Below are 1,822 nucleotides of genomic sequence, written 5' to 3'. Positions count from 1 at the left end.
TGCTCTGTCGTCTCTCTCAAGGCGACTTTATTATCTTACCAAATCAATCAGTTTGTGTCAACAACTTTTTTCATTTCTTTTTTTCGGTAGAAACGATGTCGTTTGTGACAACGAATATTAATATACCATCGCTAGAATACAAAGGCAATAGGTTTTTTCGATTATTTTCGTTAAATGATAATGTTGTAATAGTCTCATTATTCAGTGCCTGATTTCCCCCTAAATTGAACGGTCATCATCAATCGTTAACCCTTATCAAAAACGCCGCGCTGCAAATAAGCAGCGCGGCGTTACCTTATAAAATTAACGGTGTCTCATTTGCGGGAATAACAATACATCTCTAATAGAAGGAGAGTTTGTCAGCAACATAACAAGGCGGTCGATTCCGATTCCAAGTCCACCTGTTGGCGGCATACCGTACTCAAGTGCCTCGATAAAGTCATGATCCATTTCGTGTGCCTCATCATTACCTTGCTCTTTTTCTTTAAGCTGCGCTTCGAAACGCTCTTTTTGATCGATTGGATCGTTAAGCTCTGTGAAGGCATTTGCATGCTCACGGCCAACAATGAACAATTCAAAACGATCTGTGAAGCGCGGATCTTCTGCATTCTTCTTGGCTAGTGGAGAAATTTCCACTGGGTGGCCATAGATGAATGTAGGTTGAATAAGCGTCTCTTCTACTTTTTGCTCAAAAAATTCGTTCAAGATATGACCGAACTGCATATGTTCTGTGATTTGAATGCCATGTTCTTTTGCTAGTGCACGCGCTTCCTCATCAGTCATCTGCTGCCAGAAGTCTACGCCTGTTGCTTCTTTAACTGCGTCAACCATGTGCAGTCGTTTCCACTCTGGAGTCAGATCGATTTCGCTGTCGGCATACTGAACCTTCGTGCTGCCTAACACTTCCTTGGCAATGTGAGCAACAAGGTTCTCTGTCAGGCTCATGATATCCTTATAGTCAGCGTACGCTTCATATAGTTCAATCATGGTGAATTCAGGGTTGTGTCGAGTGGATACACCTTCGTTACGGAAGACACGGCCGATTTCATAAACTTTCTCCAGGCCGCCGACAATCAGGCGTTTAAGATGGAGTTCAATCGCAATACGCATGTATAACGTCATATCCAATGTGTTGTGATGAGTAATGAACGGACGTGCTGATGCTCCACCGGCGATAGAGTGCATCATTGGTGTTTCAACTTCTAGGTAGCCATGGTCGTCCAGGTAACGGCGCATCGCTTGGATAATCTTAGAGCGGGCGATGAACGTTTCTCTGCTCTCTGGGTTTGTGATTAAGTCAAGATAGCGTTGACGGTAACGTTGTTCTACGTCTTTAAGTCCGTGGTACTTCTCAGGCAGTGGACGCAATGCTTTTGTCAGCAATTCAAAAGATGTTGCTTTAATAGAAAGCTCGCCTACTTTTGTTTTGAAAACAAAACCTGTTACTCCGACAATGTCCCCGATATCTGCAGAGTTGAAGATTTCGTATGCTTCATCGCCTACAGCATCTTTACGAATGTATAACTGAATTTGGCCGGTAAGGTCTTGGATGTGCGCAAAGCCTGCTTTTCCTTTGCCGCGCTTTGTCATGATGCGACCAGCAAGTGTTACAGCAATTTCCTTTTCGTCCAATTGTTCTTTTTCGATTTCTCCGTACTGGTTAATCAGTTCTTTAGAATCATTTGTACGCTCAAATCTAGCTCCGAACGGATCTAATCCTTTATCGCGGTGTTTTTGTAATTTTTCTCTCCTAACCATCAACTGGTCATTCAAGTTTAATTCTTCTTGACTCATTTTATTCAACTCCAACTAGTAATTTATC

At 42.6% G+C, this 1,822-nt stretch carries 2 protein-coding genes; one reads left to right on the top strand and one right to left on the bottom strand.

Annotated features, from left to right (window positions below):
• Positions 1–212 (top strand): hypothetical protein (locus M313_RS26470; protein ID WP_234946579.1); only part of this gene is annotated, 212 nt, incomplete at its 5' end.
• 91 nt (positions 213–303) lie between these two features.
• Here M313_RS26470 and lysS read toward each other — a convergent pair.
• Positions 304–1,794, bottom strand: coding sequence for a lysine--tRNA ligase (gene lysS, locus M313_RS0116975; RefSeq protein WP_010191443.1), 1,491 nt, complete (start codon positions 1,792–1,794; stop codon positions 304–306).
• Between the last annotated feature and the right edge of the window lie 28 nt (positions 1,795–1,822).

The organism is Bacillus sp. m3-13, assembly GCF_000175075.1.
Lineage (GTDB): Bacteria > Bacillota > Bacilli > Bacillales > Bacillaceae_I > Sutcliffiella_A > Sutcliffiella_A horikoshii_C.
Note: the sequence above shows the minus strand (reverse complement) of the source record. Positions and strands in the feature narration are given on the sequence as shown.

Excerpts from the sequence above, each read along its gene's own strand:
- lysS (WP_010191443.1), bottom strand. The coding sequence starts at position 1,794 with ATGAGTCAAGAAGAATTAAACTTGAATGACCAGTTGATGGTTAGGAGA.